Origin of the sequence: Thermomonas hydrothermalis, from assembly GCF_900129205.1 — a bacterium.
GTDB lineage: Bacteria > Pseudomonadota > Gammaproteobacteria > Xanthomonadales > Xanthomonadaceae > Thermomonas > Thermomonas hydrothermalis.
Genome location: NZ_FQUK01000078.1, coordinates 1 through 2,215, shown reverse-complemented (window position 1 = coordinate 2,215; position 2,215 = coordinate 1). Strand labels below are relative to the sequence as shown.

Annotated in this window: 2 protein-coding genes and 1 pseudogene; 1 reads left to right on the top strand and 2 read right to left on the bottom strand. The window is 62.9% G+C overall.

Annotated elements, in window-relative coordinates:
- Positions 1 to 386, bottom strand: a pseudogene (locus tag BUA29_RS11825) (hypothetical protein); the annotation flags it as partial.
- A 36-nt stretch (positions 387 to 422) separates the two neighbouring features.
- Between BUA29_RS11825 and BUA29_RS11820 the strand changes: the two are divergent.
- Complete coding sequence (locus BUA29_RS11820) at positions 423 to 1,175, top strand: PfkB family carbohydrate kinase (RefSeq protein ID WP_072756709.1); 753 nt, start codon at positions 423 to 425, stop codon at positions 1,173 to 1,175.
- A gap of 419 nt (positions 1,176 to 1,594) precedes the next feature.
- Here the strand turns inward: BUA29_RS11820 and BUA29_RS12515 are convergent.
- Positions 1,595 to 2,215 (bottom strand): RHS repeat-associated core domain-containing protein (locus BUA29_RS12515; RefSeq protein ID WP_143148947.1); only part of this gene is annotated, 621 nt, incomplete at its 5' end.

The window sequence follows — 2,215 nt, the reverse complement described above, 5'->3', positions numbered from 1 at the left end:
TACCGCTGGGTCAGCGCCGCCTGCACCCCGTGGGTGATCGCCGTGATCCGGTTCGCCACGTCATACCCATAGGTCAGGCTCTGCAGCGGGCCCGAAACGTCACTGGTGCTGATCCCCGTCAGTCGGCCGCTGCCATCGTAGTTGCGGCCACCGCTCAGCCCGTTGCCATACTGCACCATCGTTGCTGGCCCAAAGGCACGATACTCCCCATACGCAACCACCGGCATCGTGACACCGTTGACCGTGGCCGTGATCTGCCACAGATGCCCGTCGGCATAGCCATACCCCACGCGCACGCCGCTGGGATACTGGATCCCCGTCAGCCGCTGCATGCCGTCATAGCTGTAGGTGGTGGTGCCGCTGCGGCTGATGGTTCCTGACACCATTTTTTCTGGCCGAACAAGGCGCAGCGGCTACGAAAGATGCCCCGCACGCGGCGGGGCTTTTTGCTCTGTGAACGATCGGGAAATGAACCTGACCCCGATAGTTTCCCCACCGGCACCGCCGGCATCTACGTGGATGCACAGGGCCGCAACTGCATCGTGATCGGGCCCGGCGCCAACGGCGCGCTGGCGCCGGCCTTCGTCACGGCGGCGCTGGATGGCCTGGCGGCCGGCGACGTGGTGCTGGTGCAGCTGGAATCCCCGCTGGACGCGGTCGCCGGTGCACTGGAGGCCGCCCGCGCCGCCGGGGCGACGGCGATCCTCAATCCGGCGCCCGCCAACATCGCCATCGACGAACCGATGCTGGTACGGGCCGACCTGCTGACCCCGAACGAGACGGAATTCTCGGCGCTGGTCGCCCGCCACGTCGGCGAGCGCATCGATGCCGACGCGGTGTCCGGCCTCGACCAGCAGCGCCTGCACGCGCTGTGCCGCGACCTGTTGCCGCACGGCACCGTGGTGGTCACGCTGGGCGCCAGCGGCTGCTTCGTCTCGCATCCCGGGGAGGCGCTGCGCGGCGACTCCTCCGCCTGCTACCGCGTCTCCGCCGAGCCGGCGCAGGTCGTCGACACGACCGGCGCGGGCGACGCCTTCAACGGCGCCCTGGCGGCCGCACTGGCCCGCCGCCCCGACGCGGCCTTCATCGAGCACGTCCGGTTCGCCGGCCGCTTCGCTGCACGCTCGACCGAACAGGCCGGCGCGGCACCGGCGATGCCGCACCTCACCGAGTAAATCCACGCGGCCCCGCGATTTGGCGCCGGAATACAACGACAAGCGACCAAAGAAGGCACTGGGCGGATTGACGCCCAGCGCCTATGCGAAGCAACTGGCATCCACTACCATCCACCCCGGACTCTAAATCGCCCCGCTGCTGAAAGCGGGGGGACGTCGGCAGCTGTAGGTGGTGGTGTTACTGCGATTGATTGCTCCTGACGCCATTTCTCCTGGCCCGCCCTATTTTTTTTTCACATGGCGATTCCTGCTGTTCCAAAGATGGCCGATGAAAACTGCGACAAAAATCAGCGCTGCAAAATACACGTAGTCAAAATTGACGCTCATCCCAGCCAAGTTCAATCGTTGGACAAGAATTTCGAGCAGCGGCAAAAATAGGAAAAAAGCCACAACCGTTGCCGCTATTTTAATGCACGTCTTCATTGACCACACCCACAGCCAGGATCGTTGCCAGACTCCAGCCATTTTTTAGCACCCGCATAGGACAGACCTGCAGCACCGCCAATCGCACCGCCCTTAACAGTGCTTAGCGGCGTTCTTCCGCTGATGTATCCAGCAATGGCACCGCCATATGAGCCTGCCGCTGCATAGCCAATTTTGTTTTCAAGCCCCCCGGCTGTGATGTTTCCAACCGCATTTGCGGCACCTTCTGCTGGATTACCTTGCGCAAGCCCTTCAAGAAAACCTTGCGCGCCAGGACCCAGCGTATTCGTCAGAAATGACGGAGCGCCATGCTTATCCATGGAGTTCTTCCAATACGAGGCGGCTGCACCGAGCAATGCCCCTCCTACAGCCCCCCACGGATTTTTTGTTGCTAACCCAACACCAGCAGCGCCGGCTGCTGCACTTGCAAGCATGTCAATTTCATTTCTTGAGAGGCACCACAGCCCATAAGGGTCAACAAAGTGCACCGGATTCCCCCCAACATAGGCATACGTATTGATACCCCCCGCCAACCCAATCGGGTCACTCTGCAGATACCGCCCCGCCTCGGCCAGGTACTCGCGGTAGCCGTTGTGCCACAGGCCCGACTCAGTGTC